Here is a 14261-nt window from a genome sequence, read left to right as displayed (position 1 = left end):
TTAACTCGCTTTAATTTTGTTTAGTGGGTTGTTTTTTATACGCTGCGGATGCGAATAACAAGTCGCACGCCCGTCGCGGCAGAATCCCATAAGGGTTATGCCCAGCTCCTTGGCATAGTCTACCGCCAAAGAAGAGGGTGCCGAAACAGCCGCCAAAAAAGGGATTCCGGCTTTAAATGCTTTTATACTGATCTCGTAAGAGATACGGCCGCTCACCGTCATGGCTTTGGCCGCTTTGAGTTGGTCTTGCTGTAATAAGTGCCCAATCACCTTATCTACGGCATTGTGCCGCCCTATATCTTCCGCAGCAACCAAAAGTTCACCATCGGCATCAAAGGCAGCGGCAGCATGAGTGCCTCCAGATTGTTTAAAGTCAAACTGCTGCTGATTCATTTTAGCAAACATGGCGCTAAAGGCAGGGCCATCAAAAGTGATGGGTTCGTCTAAGGTCTTGCCCAAAAAGCCTTGTTCAGAAAGTTCGGTCTTCCCGCAAATACCGCAAGAAGAAACAGACAAGAGCGAACGCGAATTCGAATAGCCGGCGCCCAATTTATCTTCTGGAATTTCCAGATCTACCACCGTTACTATCCCGTCCTCGTTCTCTTTGTGCAAAACGAGCTTCGGATGAAAGTTCGTATCGTTTATCACAGCCTCGCTGTGCAGCATGCCGCGTACAAGGGCTTTGTCGTCACCAGGCGTTCGCATGGACAGGGTAAAAGGCTTGCCATTGATGTTGATCTGCAAAGCTTCTTCTACCGTCAATGCATCGACCACGCGCTCGGAGCGCTGGCTGTCAAATTTCTTGCCTTGATAGTTACGGGTTGCCATTTTTAATTGTCTACTAAAACGCAGTGAATCAAACGTTTACTAAATATACGTGTTTTTCGAAATCTGCTCGGGTGTATTACTTTCACTGGGATGTTAAAACAGCCCACTGATGTTGCCTTCGTTGTCTATGTCTATATTCTCTGAGGCCGGATGCGCCGGTAAGCCTGGCATACGCATCATGTCTCCGGTAATTGGTACTAAGAAACCAGCACCAGCGGCTATCTCGATCTCACGGACCGTTAACGTAAAGCCACTTGGGCGCCCAATTTGTTTCGGATCGTCAGAAAGCGACTTTTGCGTTTTGGCAATACAGACAGGTAAGCCTTCTAGTCCTAGATCTGCTATGGTACGCAGGTTCTTTTTGGCTTTGGCAGCGTATTCTACATCTGCAGCTCCGTAGATCTTGGTAGCAATGGCTTTGATCTTATCCATAACTGGCATATCCCAGCTGTACATAGGCGTGAATTTGGCCTCGTTCTCTTCTATGATATCTACCACTTGCTGGGCCAGATCCATGGCACCTTTACCGCCTTTGGCCCAAACTTCCGCCAAAGAAACGCGGACGTTCTTCACTGCTGCAAATTCTTTGATGCAAGCAATCTCCGCCTCGCTATCGGACACAAAACGGTTTATAGAAATGATTGGTGTAATGCCAAACTGCATCACGTTCTCCAAGTGTTTTTCTAAGTTCGGTAGCCCGTTCTTAAGGGCGTCTACGTTCTCTTCGGTCAGGTTTTTCAGATCGGCTCCGCCGTGATACTTCAACGCGCGAATGGTCGTAGTAATAACCACAGCCTTGGGCGATATTCCTGCGCTTTGACATTTGATGTCCAAGAACTTCTCTGCACCCAGATCGGCACCAAAACCAGCTTCGGTCACCGTATAATCTGCCAAAGACATGCCCATTTTAGTAGCCAGCACCGAATTGGTCCCTTGTGCGATATTGGCAAATGGTCCGCCGTGAATAATTGCCGGATTGCCTTCTATGGTTTGCACCAAATTAGGCTTTACTGCTTCTTTAAGCAGGGCCGCCATGGCACCTTGGACTTTTAAATCGCGGGCGTAAATGGGTTCCTTGGTAAAAGTGTAGCCCACAAAGATATTCCCCAAACGACGCTTGAGGTCTTCCATATCGTTAGCCAGACACAAGATCGCCATGATCTCTGAAGCCGCGGTGATATCAAAACCAGTCTCGCGCGGAACACCAGAGGTAGGTCCACCTAAACCGATCACGATGTTGCGTAGCGAACGGTCGTTCATGTCCATAACGCGCTTCCAAACCACAGTGCGGGCATCGATACCCAAAGAGTTGGTCTTGCTTTGAATGTTGTTGTCTATTACCGCTGCCAAAAGGTTGTGCGCCTTTTCTATGGCGGCAAAATCGCCCGTAAAATGCAGGTTGATGTCTTCCATAGGGAGCACTTGCGAATATCCACCTCCGGTGGCTCCACCTTTGATCCCAAATACAGGACCCAAACTCGGTTCGCGCAGCACCACTATGGCTTTTTTGCCAATTTGGTGCAGGCCTTCTGAAAGTCCAATAGACATGGTGGTCTTACCTTCTCCTGCTGGTGTAGGCGAGATAGCGGTCACCAAGATCAGCTTGCTTTGCGCTGCTTTGTCGGGGTTGATAATGCTGTGTGGCAGTTTGGCTTTGTGCTTGCCGTAGAGTTCAATGTCGTCGGGACTCAGGCCCAACTTTCCGGCAATGTCGCTAATGTGTTGTAGCGTACATTGCTTGGCAATGTCAAGATCGGTCATGTGCTGTTTAGTTAGTTCAGATGCTACAAGTTTGGGGAACGATTCCGCCCTTGTAGCTTATGAAGATAGCAAATTTTTATATGCAAATACCCCAACTTCCGCTAGGAGTAAAGCTTCAGTAGTTCTTGGTAGTCTTCTGGGGTATTGATATTGAGGAGTTTTTTAGCCTGCGGCGGATGGAATTCCACCCGTTTGGGCTTGCATTTTTGCACGGCGGGTTGCAGCTTTAAATTTCCGCTGTCTATGGCTTTTTTAAAACCTTCTGCACAGTCCTTGTGGTAGCAACCTATTAATGGGTGGGCATCTTTTTCGGTTATGGCGTGTACCACTTTTTGCTGCGGATCTATGGACTCTATAAGCGTTTTAATAATGGCTGCATCTACCAAAGGAGCATCGCAACTCAGTACCAGATTCCAATTGGTGCTGGTATGCATCAGCCCGGAATACAAGCCGCCTAAAGCACCAGAATCTGGAACAAGATCGGCAATCACTTCTAGGCCAAGATCGGCATAGGCCGGTTTGCTTCCGCAGAGAAAAATCTTATCGCAAAAAGGCGCCATGCTCTGGGCCAGATGCTCAATAAAACTGTGCTGTCCGAGTTTAAGCAGGCCCTTGTCTGCCCCCATGCGTTTGCTGTGACCCCCACAAAGTATTATGCCGTTCAGGTTTCTCATTTAGTGTTGCGGAAGTTTGGTGGCGAGCTTTGCAAAGAGCGCTTCGCATTGGCTGCAGATATCGTTAAAGGCCGTTATCATTTGTTGGCCAGCGTCTGTGAGTTGGGCGCCCCCACCGTCTTTTCCGCCTACGGCGGTTATGACCAGTGGCGTGCTTGCTGCGGAGTTCATCTCGTCCAATAAACGCCAGGCCTTTTTATAAGACATGGAGATACTTTTAGCTGCTGCAGAGAGCGACCCGGTTTCTGCTATGGCGGTTAAGAGTTGCACTCGGCCTTGCCCCAAAAGGGTTTGCCCGTCTTTTTCTATCCAAATGCGGGATTTAATTTCTAAGCTCATGTTTTAAAGGTCGGGAATTCTGCTCATTTGGAGTAAAGATTTGTAAAAACGATAAGCTTGATAAGAGTTTACCTGCCTTGCGGCCATTAGCTTCATCTTTGAACCATAATAGAATACAGTCTCATGTATTTGGTTATAGTAAGCATGGAAAGCTGCAGAGAAGTCTGCAGCTTTCTTTTTTCTTAAAATGTATTTTCTTTTTTTATTGCCTTACGGACATCGAGTGATTTTCGCGAAGCGGAAATTGTATCGAGATGACATTTAAGAGATTGCCTTCCGCTTACGCGGCTGCTTCGTTCAAAAGCCCACCGGGCTTTTGGTTTTTTCAAAACATCACTTCGCAACTTTTCCCATTGCCGCAAAAGTGACCAAAAGGTCTAGCGACGCTCACTCCAATTTGAAAAACTACGCTGCCCTCAGCCACAGCTGTGTGGAGCTCGCACTCGGCTACGCCTCGCTGCTGTTCCACACAGCTCTTATCCGGCCCTGCCAGCTTGTTTTTCTAAATCCTCGTTCGGAGTCGCATTATTTGGTTTAGTCTTTCCGATAACAATAGAATTGAAAATAAAATGTCGCGCCCATGGCAACTGAGGTTTGTTCGGTGCGAGATCGCGCATTAGCTGCAGAGCAGCGCGCGACTCAGAAAAACCGAAGGGTTTAGTGCCACAAGGCACTAAATGCCATTTCAAGCGACTTGACTTTTTGGCCACTTTTTTGTCAAGCAAAAAGTGGCAAGAAAGAGGCAATGGTAAAAAGGACATACAGAAAAAGTCAAGAAAAAAGTATCGTACAAAAAGAAAAAGAAAAGGGTACGCGGTCCTCACCGCGATAAGGAGATCGAGATGTCATTAAACGGTCTAATGATTACGGAATCCCACAAAGAAAAACCTACCAAAAAGCTAAACTTTACTACAAATTCATAAATACACACTTTAATTGCTATATTTAGACTAAGACAAGAAACTCCCCATTCCTTGAATCTAGACGATTTGAGGGTGGGGAGTTTTTTGGTTTGGTAAAAACCGATGATTTTTTCGAAACCAAATAAACGCGAAGCAACTACACTAGCATATATTATTTTTCTCGCGGAGTACAAATCAATAGATGTTTCATTTCACCATTGTTAAAAAGTGCACATATTTATTAAAATATAGACTATATTATTGTATTTTTACACATATAATATCAGAAAATCAAATAATGGAAAATTCTGAACTAAAAAAAGACCGTTTTAAGAGAGTTGCGTCGCGTAGAGTAGACAATATACTTAAAGGTCTACGAAGCCTATCAAAGTGTTCAAATTTAAACAATTATGAATACAATGAAGATGACATAAATAAGATGATCAAGGCGATAAAAGACGAAGTAAAAACAATGGAGACTCTTTACAGGAAGAATCTAAAAAGCAACACAGAATCATTCAATTTCTAATATGGACGAAATATTTAAAGATCTTATAACTGCTTATACTCCGAAAGAAGTTACTAATGTGATTAAAAAAATTGGAGCGAATAAAATACTATGGGAAAATGTTGGTAAACGTAGAAATAATCTTGCCACAATAAACATTGGAACAGACCCAGCGGCTGGTGTTACTGAAAGGATAACTAACGCAATTGATGCTATTTTAGAAAAAGAATGGAAAATTCAAGGTAAACCTGAAGGTTTTCGTTCGCCTCGTAAAGCTGTTGAAAACTGGTTCAATATAGAAGACGGTAAAATTTCCTCAATAATATCGGGACGAGATAAGAAAATTGAAGAGCTTTCTGATAAAGTTAAAGTCTCATTATTCAATTCAGGAAAAGACTCCAAACCAACTGTTGAAATTCGTGATAAAGGAATTGGTCTTGAGCCAGAAGAATTCTCCAAAACTATTTTGGATTTAAATGGAAGTAATAAGATTGGCAAGCTTCATTTAATGGGTGCTTTTGGACAAGGTGGCTCAACAGCTTTAGCTTATAACAACTACACAATTATCATTTCCAAACCACATTTTAAAAGCGATGACCGTAAAAAAAGTAAAATAGCTTTCACAATTGTTCGAATTAATCCTGGTGATATCGACAAGGATAAGCACGAATGGTATGAGTATATGTTAGATAAAACTACAGGTCAACCATTTACAATTGAAATTGACGACAATACATTTGAACCTGGTACTCTGGTACGACACGTGTTAATGGATTTGGGTAAATATAGCGGTAGTATGACAGCGCCACAAAGAGGCTTATGGTATTTAGCTCATAACTACATGTTCGACCCAATTATTCCTTTTACAATTTCAGATTGTCGTAAAGATAAACCTGTAAATAGAACTGTTACGGGAAACAATAGGTTATTAACACACAATGAAAATCGAGAATATCATAACCAAGTTACTTTAACCTTCAAAACTGGAAAGGTTACCATTTATTGGTGGGTTTTAAATACTCTTGGGAAAGACCCAAGAGAAAGAATAAAGCATTATGCAAGTGTATCTAAACCAATCATCATAACGCATAATGGACAGAAACAAGGGACATTAGGCAATGGCTTAATCAAAAACGATTTAAAGTTACCTTATTTAGATAGATATTTAATCGTACATATTGAAACTGATTATTTGGATAATGATTCAAAAAGACAACTATTTAGTAGCACTCGTGAATCATTAAAAGATACTGCAATAGTTGAAGAGTTAAGGAAACTGACGATTGAAACGTTGAAAGAAGATGATAAGTTACAACAACTAAACCAAGATCGAAAACAAAGGTATTTTACAAAAGATGATACGCAGGTGCTTGATAGTTTAAAGAAAAGGTTAGCTCGAAGGATTAACACTTTTTTGCAAAGTTCAGGTAGCGGAACATCGGTGACAACATCTACTATTGGGGAAAGTTCGCCGACGAAAAAACTACCTGAGATTCCATTTGAGGACCCTCCAACTTTTTTTGAAATAACAACACCTTCCCCAAAGGAAGTTTATGCGAATAAATCATTCTCAATAAAATTTAAAACTGACGCTCATCCTAACTATTTTGCAAAAGCAGAAACTTTTGCAGCATTTATTGACCCACAATCTATTGGTTCCTATACTGGGACTGCTCGTGTAAATAATGGTTATGGAATTGCATATTTTAAAACCAATGAAGATGCCGAAATTGATGATAAAGGTGAAATAACTCTTGATTTGCGGCCAATAGGGCAAAAGTCAATTTCATCTTCAATTGAAATTAAAATTGTGGACAGACCTGAAGATTCTGGAAATGGCAACAATGGAAAAAATAAATCTCCAAACATCCGAGTTGATTTTATTGGTCAAGATCATCCATTTTTCGAAGAAAACCATTGGAATGAACATAGTGTTGCAAGCGTAATTAGTGACAAAGATGAAGTTGTTATTTATGTATCTGAGGAAAATAAAAATCTCCAAAAACTTGTAGAACGTGCCCAAAGAAAAAATGATGCAGCTGTCCAAAATATTAAGAACAAATATTTAGAACATATTTCCTTTCACGCTTTTGTACTAGATAAAAACAATCCCGAAAAATTATTATCTGAAGATGATGAAGAAATTCCATCAGATTCTTATGAAATAATTAAGGAATCGGAATTAAGGAATGCGAGTGAAACAGTTTGTGGAATGATAAACGACTTTTTCGAATCTATTATAATCGAAAGTGTCGAATTAGAATCATCTGAAAAATGACAGGAGAAAAAATTCATGTAACACCTTGGGCTGATAAAAGTGATTCAGACCCTTTACATGCTCTTTGTTCATATCTAGGAGCTTTCCCGCCTTCACTTGCAAAATATTTCATAAAATATTTCACTGATGAAAATGACTTGGTTTTCGATCCATTTTCTGGAAGAGGAACAACCATTTTAGAGAGTCGGCTTTTAAATAGGAATTCAATAGGTTCAGACTTGAACCCAATAGCACTTGCTTTATGTAAGGCAAAGAGTCACAAACTGAATAAAAAGGATATTATTGAAAGAATTAATGAACTTGAAAGTGATTATGACTACGCTCTTTATTTACCCGAGGCTCAATCTGAATCTGACGAAATTCATTTGATTTTTCATCAAGCTACTCTCGCTCAATTATGTTACCTCAAAGATACTCTACTAATATCAAAAAATGCTATCGATGAGTTTTTGATCGGGGCAATATTAGGAATTATGCATGGAGGAGAGCGCAAAGATGGCACTTCTGGATATTTGTCCATAAGTATGCCAAATACTTTTAGTATGTCACCAGAGTATGTCAGACGATTTGTTCAAACTAAAGAACTAAATAGAGTTAAGCGAAATGTTTTCGATATTCTCAAAGAAAAAGTTGAGCGTGTATTTAGTAAGCATAAATCTCCGAAAAAAGAATCTTACATTCTAGAATGTGATGCCAAAGAAATTTCCAAATCAGAGAAGCTTAAAAAACATATAGGTAAGGTAGATTTAATATTGACATCTCCCCCATATTTAGGCATCGTCAATTATGCAAAACAAAATTGGATACGTTCTTGGTTTTTGGATTCTGACCCAATAGAAATTTCTGAAAAACTAGATGACGACTTAAACATTAATCAATGGGTTCAATTCTCGAAAAAAACACTTTTTGAATTCAAGAAAATGCTAAAACCAGATGGTGTAGCCGTATTTGTTATTGGAGATGTAGCAAGATCCAAGAACAGTGTAATACCGCTTGCTAGAGACTTTTCATTGATGGTAAAGGAGAATAAGTTATTTAAAAATGTCTGGGTTTTTTCAGATTACATTGAAGGAGTAGATAAAACAACAAGAATTTGGGGAGAAACTAGAGGAAAGGCTACCGCAACTGATAGAATTGTTATTTTATCTGATATCAATCCTTTTGAAAACAACAACAGAATAAACGGTAAATCTGTTTTGACCTATAAACTCATTCAAGAAAGCACAAGACATTTTATGGGTAGTTTAATTAATGAAACGTAATTGAGTAAATGGCAAAAAAAGAAAACAAAAAAAGTTCAAGAGAATATATGGAGCTTGCCATTAAGGTAATGAATGACTCTATTCAAGAACCTCGAGATGATAAAGTAAGCCCAAAAGTTGGAGCAGTTCTAATAAAACCTGATGGTTCAGTAGAAACTGCATCTAGAGGAGAGCTTCGAGAAGGTGACCACGCAGAATTCACTTTGCTAGAACGTAAGAACAGAGCCATTCCCCTGAATGGCTCTGTTTTGTTTGCAACATTAGAACCTTGTGCTCCAGGTGCACGTAATCATCCTAAATTAGGTTGTGCTGAACGAATTGTAAACGCAAGAATAAAGAAAGTATATGTTGGCATTGAAGACCCAGACCCAAAAGTAGATAGAAAAGGTATTAATTATCTAATTGAAAATGGGATTGAAGTTGAAATGTTTCCTTCTGACTTACAAAAACAAATACGTATAGCTAACAAGCAGTTTATTGAGGAAGCTGAAGACAGAGCTAAAACAGCCAAAAGTGAAAAAATTGAAAAGGTCCTTTCAACTAAAGAGGAACTTGAACCAAATGCCAATCTTGATGATTTAGATAAAAATCAAATTGAATACTTTATTCAAAAAGCTAAAATTGACGCTGAATATGGCACATCGAAATTTTATCGAATATTTAAACAATTAGGATTAATTAAGCAAGCAGAGAACCAGTATCAACCTACTGGTTTAGGTTTATTGTTATTTGGCACCAAACCCCAATATACTTATGCTAACGCTTTAATTAGAGCTACGTATAAAACTGAAGGAAGAGGAGAGGATATTGAGACTATTGAAGGTTCTTTAATTGAGCAAGTAGACAAAATTCAAAGTTGGTATGAATCACGAATAGGAAAGCAAATTGATAGGTCAAGCGCAAAGCGCAGAACAATTTATGATTATCCTTTAGTGGTTTTTAGAGAAGCTGTTATTAATGCAATCGTTCATCGTGATTATGACATTGAAGGTGCTCCAATTTATTTTGAGATTAATGATGATGCCATAATTATTAAAAGTCCTGGTGAACCTGTAAAACCATTAAAAATCGAACAGATAAAACAATTCAGCGCTCCTTCCTTAAGCAGAAATCCTAAAATTATGTATGTTTTTGATCAATTAGAGTTGGTTGAACAAAGAGGTTTAGGTTTTTCAACTATTAAGGAACTTCCTGAAAAATTTGATATTCCTCTGCCATTAGTTGAATATGAAGAGCCTTATATGATTTTCACTTTTCCTAGAAGTAATGAAGCTCTAAAAAGAATCGATGATACTCCTGGTCTTTCTGAATTAAATGATGAAGAAATAAAAGGTCTAGATTGGATTAGAGTTGAAGGAGAAGTTAGTACGAGACAATATGCTAATCATTTTGATTATGGATATAAAAAGGCTCAAAGACATCTGGCTAAAATGAGAGATTTAAATCTTATTGAAGATAATGGAGAACCAACTACTTCACCTAATTATAAATATGTTGCTAAAGTTTAGGATCTTGGACATAAACTTCATCTTAATGTCCAAGCAAATATAGTTATTAAAGTAAATATTGTTAAACTTGGACATAAGCTTGGACATAGTGTCTAAGCTTGAAAGACTAAATTCGTTAATACAGTAAAAATGAACAAAAAAACAGTATTCAACTCCATATATAAAAAGAAGCAGATGGTGCCTAATCAAATTGGGTTGTGCTGTGATATAAAATTATTCCTACACGAAAAAGTATCATATAAAAAAGTTATTTCCTGAGAGCTATGCTCTCAGCTATCATCCCCGCATGAACCCTCGAATTCTCAATAAACCACTCGTTGGTTTTCATGCCGCCACAAACTACGCCGGCTAGGTATACGCCGGGCTGATTAGATTCCATAGTGGCTTCGTTATAAATGGGTTTGCGCAAGGCGTCTTTAGAGAGTTCTACGCCCAGGTTTTCTAAAAAGGCAAAGTTGGGTTGGTAGCCGGTTAGGGCTAGCACATAGTCGTTGGGCAGTTCAAAATCTCCTTCTGGGCCGCGGAGTTTAATGCGGTCTTCTAAGATCTCGGTAATGTTGGTGTTGTAATGGGCCTTAATACTGCCTTCGGCAATGCGGTTTATTATGTCTGGGCGCACCCAATATTTTACACGTTCACCTATGTCGTCTCCGCGCACTATCATGGTCACGTTGCCACCTTTGCGGTAAATTTCTAGTGCTGCGTCTACGGCAGAATTGCTCGCCCCCACAACGGCCACTTCTTGGCGGGCATAGAAATGCGGGTTGTTGTAATAGTGGGCCACCTTGGGAAGCTCTTCCCCAGGGACGTTGAGCAAATTGGGCAGGTCGTAAAAACCAATGGCCACCACTATATTGTCTGCCAAATAAGCGCCCTTTGAGGTATGCACTTCAAAGCCTGGGTTGAGGCGTTTTACTTCCGTAACCTTCTCAAAGAGTTGCATGCGTAGATCACGGCTGGTCACTATGCGGCGGTAGTATTCTAAGGCCTCGGCCTTAAGGGGTTTGGCGTTCTTAGAAATAAAAGGAATGCCGTCTATTTCTAACTTCTCTGAGGTGGAAAAAAAGCTCATCCCTTCTGGGTAATTGTAAAGCGAATTTACAATACAGCCCTTTTCTATTATGGTGTATTTCAGGTTTTTCTTTTGCGCTTCTATGGCGCAAGCTATGCCTATTGGGCCTCCTCCAATTATAAGAACATCGAATTTTTCCATCTTTCACAAATTTACGAATCATTATGTCAAAAAATGTCGCGCCCATGGCAACTGAACTTTTACGGTCATCGAGTGGTGACATAGAATCGGCCTGCTGCTAGCGCAGGTGCTTCACTCAAACATCCACTGGATGTTTGGTTTCTATGAAACATCGTTCAGCAATGTATCGAGATGACATTTAAAAGCAATCTTTTATTTCAAGGACAGGTCCTTGTACCTGTTTTTCATACTTTTTTTCATCGCCAAAAAAAGTATGCAAAAAAGTCTAGCCGCCTTGAGAGGTAATTTAGCACTGAAGCGCTAAACCACTCGGTTTTTCTGAGTCGCAGGCCGCGCTGCGGCCATTCTGCGACATCGAACCGAACAAACCTCGTTTTACCAGGGCAGGCGGCGGGTTTAATCGCATTCAAAATCTCAGTTGCAACGGGAATCGCGACCTTATATAAATCCGTTTATAAACGCGACTTCGACTGAGTTTCGTGAAAATCAAGCCAGCAGCGGTTGGATAAAAGATGTGTGGAATCGGGGCGAGGCGCAGCCGAGAGAGTACTCCACACATCTGTGGCTGGGGTTGGCGTAGATTTTAGAGACGAAAGAGCGTCGCTAGACCTTTTTGGTCCTTTTTACGGCAATGGTAAAAAGGACATGTAAAAAGGCAAGAAAGAGGCAATGGTAAAAAGGACATATAGAAAAAGTCAAGAAAAAAGTATCGAATAAAAAGAAAAATAAAAGGTACGCGGTACTCACCGCGATAACCAGACCGATCTTTGCTCATTACAGACGGTGAAGGGGCGGGTTAAGCTGCAATCAAAATCTCAGTTGCAACAGGAATCGCGACTTTATAAGAGTCCATTTAAAAATGAGACTTCGACAGAGTCATGTAAAAATCATATCCGTAATTTGCAATCACAACGCAATTCAAATCCGCAGCAAAAAACAATGAGAAAATTATTTTCAGAATTCAAAGAATTCGCTGTAAAAGGCAATATGATAGACATCGCCATAGGGGTGATCATAGGAACAGCCTTTAACAAAGTAGTAGACGTATTGGTTAAAGAGATCTTTCTGCCGCCACTTTCTTTTTTAACCGACGGAGTTAATTGGACCAACAAAAAATGGGTCATTCGGGAGGCCGTAACGGCAGACGGAATCACTTATCCGGAAGAGATAGCCATTGGTTACGGTAAATTCATAGAAGCTTCGGTAGATTTTCTGATCATAGGCTTTACAGTCTTTTTGGTGGTTAAGGTGATGAACCGTATCAGAAACCGATCGGAAGACCCGAAAGACCAAACAGAGATCACTCCAAAGAACATTCAGCTCCTAGATGCCATGGTTCAGAAAATGGACAAGCAGATCAGCTTGCTAGAAAAGATGGCCAAAAAAGATTAAGCCTTAGTGGGTTTAAGCAGTTTGGTGGTGAGTAGCGCAACGGTTAGGGCCACTACAAAGGTCATGATGCGCGAAGAGACCACCGCATCTAAACCAGAGCCTATCCAAAACAAGGTGAAAAATAGACCTGCGATCATAGTGGCCAAGGCGGCCTTGCCGTGAAAGGGCTTGTAAAAGAGCGTAAGCAATATAACCACAGAAAAGGTAGACCCAATTCCGGCCCAAACATAACCGACTATACTGTAAATAAGGTCGCTGGGTGTCACAAAGGCGATCAATAAAGCAATGACAGAAAGCGCTGCGGTAATGACTCTGGATTGCAGTAGCGATTTTGCTTCGGATTTATTTTTAGACAGCGGTTTGATAAGGTTCTCTGAGAGTTCTGTTGCAGAGAGGATAAGCAGTGAATTGGCGGTAGAGATAATAGCTGCCAAGACGCCGGTAATGAGAATTCCCGATACCACCGGCGGGAATATGGTGGTCAATACCCGAGGCATAACCGTCTCTTGATCTGCCAAACCGTTGGGGCCAAAAATGGCAATGCCCAACCAACCGATATAAAGGGCGCCTGTGTAAGCGATCACCGTCCAAATAACGCCTATGTTGCGGGCAATTTTAGCTTCTTTTTCAGAACGGATCGCCATAAAACGCATGCTCAATTGCGGTTGTCCGCCCAAGTAGCCAAAGAACCAGCTAAAGGCCACCGCGATCATGATGCCGCTGCCCAAGCCGGCCACCATGTCTGGGGCATTAGGAAACCAATCCATTAGCACCTTGCCCAAAGCACTCTCGGGATCCACCACAGCGCCGCCCATCATGGTGCTGTATTCGGGGCCGGCTTTTTCTAAAGCCTCGCCTACGGAATGTGCATAGTTCACATCCGCAGTAAACCCCTTTAAATACAAAAAACCAGCTATTGGGGTTATGATCAGGGTCACGATCATGAGTACAGACTGGATCACATCGGTATAGGTAACCGAACGGAATCCGCCGTAAATAGTATAAGGAACTACCAGCAAGACCACCAAAAGCATGGCCCAACTGCGGTCTATTTCAAAAAGGGTATTGAGCGTTTTTCCACCGCCTAAGAACTGCGCGCCTACGTAGAAAAAGAAAAAGAAAACTATGGTCGCACTCCCCACCAAACGGATCCATTTAGCGGCATCGCCATGGCGTTTAGCAATGTAACCCGTAAAGGTATCTGCCTGGTATTTATCGGCCTCTTTTTGCAAGCGTTTGGCAATGACCACCCAGGCCACTATGATCCCAACTACACAGCCAATGGCTGTCCATACTTCCATAAGCCCGGTGGCGTAAGCAGCCCCCGGTAAGCCCAAGAGCGCCCATGAGGATTCTCCTGTAGCTCTTTCTGACAAGGCAGCCACCCAACCCGGCAGCTTGCGGCCTGCTATGGCAAAGTCGCTTGCCGTTTTAACCTTCCGACCTTGATACAAGCCCCAGCCAATGAGCAGGAGCATATATACGATCATGACTACAAGAATAATGGTGGTGTTTTCCATAGGGGTGGTTTGCTCCGGATGAAGTTAGACATTTTAAAATTGCTTGTAAAGCGCTGACAATTAAGGAAAAATCTTA

The 14261-nt window shown here is 41.3% G+C and carries 11 protein-coding genes; 4 read left to right on the top strand and 7 right to left on the bottom strand.

Going from position 1 to position 14261, the window contains the following annotated elements:
• From fdhD to BTO09_RS04930, 5 genes are all read right to left on the bottom strand, one after another.
• The gene (gene fdhD / locus BTO09_RS04950) at positions 1-828 is read right to left on the bottom strand and encodes a formate dehydrogenase accessory sulfurtransferase FdhD (RefSeq protein ID WP_087523713.1); all 828 of its coding nucleotides are present in this window, start codon (positions 826-828) and stop codon (positions 1-3) included.
• Positions 829-921: 93 nt separating this feature from the next.
• Complete coding sequence (locus tag BTO09_RS04945) at positions 922-2589, bottom strand: formate--tetrahydrofolate ligase (RefSeq protein ID WP_087523712.1); 1668 nt, start codon at positions 2587-2589, stop codon at positions 922-924.
• A 101-nt stretch (positions 2590-2690) separates the two neighbouring features.
• Positions 2691-3263, bottom strand: coding sequence for a molybdenum cofactor guanylyltransferase (locus BTO09_RS04940; RefSeq protein ID WP_087523711.1), 573 nt, complete (start codon positions 3261-3263; stop codon positions 2691-2693).
• Positions 3264-3602 carry a winged helix-turn-helix domain-containing protein gene (locus BTO09_RS04935; protein ID WP_087523710.1) on the bottom strand — a complete coding sequence of 113 codons (339 nt, stop codon included), beginning with the start codon at positions 3600-3602 and terminating at the stop codon, positions 3264-3266.
• A gap of 476 nt (positions 3603-4078) precedes the next feature.
• Positions 4079-4363, bottom strand: a complete 285-nt coding sequence (locus tag BTO09_RS04930) for a hypothetical protein (protein ID WP_087523709.1) — start codon at positions 4361-4363, stop codon at positions 4079-4081.
• Positions 4364-5034: 671 nt separating this feature from the next.
• On the opposite strand from BTO09_RS04930, the gene BTO09_RS04920 reads away from it, so the two are divergent.
• The 3 genes from BTO09_RS04920 to BTO09_RS04910 are packed head-to-tail and all read left to right on the top strand — an operon-like array spanning position 5035 to position 10060.
• The gene (locus tag BTO09_RS04920; protein WP_087523707.1) at positions 5035-7290 is read left to right on the top strand and encodes a hypothetical protein; all 2256 of its coding nucleotides are present in this window, start codon (positions 5035-5037) and stop codon (positions 7288-7290) included.
• Entirely contained in the window at positions 7287-8552 is a 1266-nt protein-coding gene (locus BTO09_RS04915) for a DNA methyltransferase (protein ID WP_087523706.1), read from the top strand. The genes BTO09_RS04920 and BTO09_RS04915 overlap by 4 nt, the downstream gene beginning before the upstream one ends.
• An 8-nt stretch (positions 8553-8560) precedes the next feature.
• Complete coding sequence (locus BTO09_RS04910; RefSeq protein WP_087523705.1) at positions 8561-10060, top strand: ATP-binding protein; 1500 nt, start codon at positions 8561-8563, stop codon at positions 10058-10060.
• Positions 10061-10307: 247 nt separating this feature from the next.
• On the opposite strand, the gene BTO09_RS04905 is transcribed toward BTO09_RS04910, so the two are convergent.
• A complete protein-coding gene (locus tag BTO09_RS04905; RefSeq protein ID WP_087523704.1) occupies positions 10308-11273 on the bottom strand; it encodes a YpdA family putative bacillithiol disulfide reductase in 966 nt (321 codons plus the stop codon).
• A gap of 939 nt (positions 11274-12212) precedes the next feature.
• On the opposite strand from BTO09_RS04905, the gene mscL reads away from it, so the two are divergent.
• Complete coding sequence (gene mscL / locus BTO09_RS04900; protein WP_087523703.1) at positions 12213-12665, top strand: large conductance mechanosensitive channel protein MscL; 453 nt, start codon at positions 12213-12215, stop codon at positions 12663-12665.
• Here the strand turns inward: mscL and BTO09_RS04895 are convergent.
• Positions 12662-14185 carry a sodium/proline symporter gene (locus BTO09_RS04895; protein WP_087523702.1) on the bottom strand — a complete coding sequence of 508 codons (1524 nt, stop codon included), beginning with the start codon at positions 14183-14185 and terminating at the stop codon, positions 12662-12664. The two genes, mscL and BTO09_RS04895, sit on opposite strands and share 4 nt — an antisense overlap.
• Between the last annotated feature and the right edge of the window lie 76 nt (positions 14186-14261).

Origin of the sequence: Gilvibacter sp. SZ-19, assembly GCF_002163875.1 — a bacterium.
GTDB lineage: Bacteria > Bacteroidota > Bacteroidia > Flavobacteriales > Flavobacteriaceae > Gilvibacter.
Note: the sequence above shows the minus strand (reverse complement) of the source record. Positions and strands in the feature narration are given on the sequence as shown.

Coding starts and splice junctions, on each gene's coding strand:
- BTO09_RS04940 (WP_087523711.1), bottom strand. CDS start 3,263: ATGAGAAACCTGAACGGCATAATACTTTGTGGGGGTCACAGCAAACGC.
- BTO09_RS04920 (WP_087523707.1), top strand. CDS start 5,035: ATGGACGAAATATTTAAAGATCTTATAACTGCTTATACTCCGAAAGAA.
- BTO09_RS04915 (WP_087523706.1), top strand. CDS start 7,287: ATGACAGGAGAAAAAATTCATGTAACACCTTGGGCTGATAAAAGTGAT.
- fdhD (WP_087523713.1), bottom strand. CDS start 828: ATGGCAACCCGTAACTATCAAGGCAAGAAATTTGACAGCCAGCGCTCC.
- BTO09_RS04945 (WP_087523712.1), bottom strand. CDS start 2,589: ATGACCGATCTTGACATTGCCAAGCAATGTACGCTACAACACATTAGC.
- mscL (WP_087523703.1), top strand. CDS start 12,213: ATGAGAAAATTATTTTCAGAATTCAAAGAATTCGCTGTAAAAGGCAAT.
- BTO09_RS04895 (WP_087523702.1), bottom strand. CDS start 14,185: ATGGAAAACACCACCATTATTCTTGTAGTCATGATCGTATATATGCTC.
- BTO09_RS04935 (WP_087523710.1), bottom strand. CDS start 3,602: ATGAGCTTAGAAATTAAATCCCGCATTTGGATAGAAAAAGACGGGCAA.
- BTO09_RS04905 (WP_087523704.1), bottom strand. CDS start 11,273: ATGGAAAAATTCGATGTTCTTATAATTGGAGGAGGCCCAATAGGCATA.
- BTO09_RS04930 (WP_087523709.1), bottom strand. CDS start 4,363: ATGTCCTTTTTACCATTGCCTCTTTCTTGCCACTTTTTGCTTGACAAA.
- BTO09_RS04910 (WP_087523705.1), top strand. CDS start 8,561: ATGGCAAAAAAAGAAAACAAAAAAAGTTCAAGAGAATATATGGAGCTT.